The organism is Thalassotalea sp. G20_0 (assembly GCF_017744175.1).
GTDB lineage: Bacteria > Pseudomonadota > Gammaproteobacteria > Pseudomonadales > Endozoicomonadaceae > Endozoicomonas.
Genome location: NZ_JAGHQV010000523.1, coordinates 1 through 529 on the forward strand (window position 1 = coordinate 1; position 529 = coordinate 529).

Annotated in this window: 1 protein-coding gene; it reads right to left on the reverse strand. The window is 39.7% G+C overall.

From position 1 onward, the window contains the following. Positions 1 to 147 precede the first annotated feature (147 nt). Positions 148 to 529 (reverse strand): RAP domain-containing protein (locus J7438_RS27370; protein WP_209279158.1); only part of this gene is annotated, 382 nt, incomplete at its 5' end.

Here is a 529-nt window from a genome sequence, read left to right on the forward strand (position 1 = left end):
CACTCCCTGAAGCACCGGTATGATCATCCGGTTGATTATAATCATTACCTGATGTTGTGCATGTCCAACTTATACCAGCACCGCCTCTGTCCATAATTATATTTCATTAATTCATGGGAAATATAAAATGTAGACTACTCTACGGCATCAACAGGCATTAGTTTTTACTGGCTTTTTTTTCTTCCTTTTTCTCTTTTTTGGTTTCTTTGTTTGCTCTTCTAAATATTCTTCAGCCGTGAAATAACAGTCATCCGATAACTGCCATTCTTCATCGGCAGTAAAATATGCCTCATCTGCTGCCTCCTCACCACTGCTAAGTAACACAAGACCATGGGCCTCTGACGAGACGGCTAACTTTATCTTTATGTGCTCAATAACTCTTTTTATTGATTCCTGGTTATTAAGCTTGTTCACCGGAATTTCAATGACCTCAAATCCTAATTTTTTCAGCAGGGCGACTTTCAATAAAGTCGAACCATTCCTGGTTTTGAAATCACCACACACGTAATGAGAAGGTCCCTGAACGTCG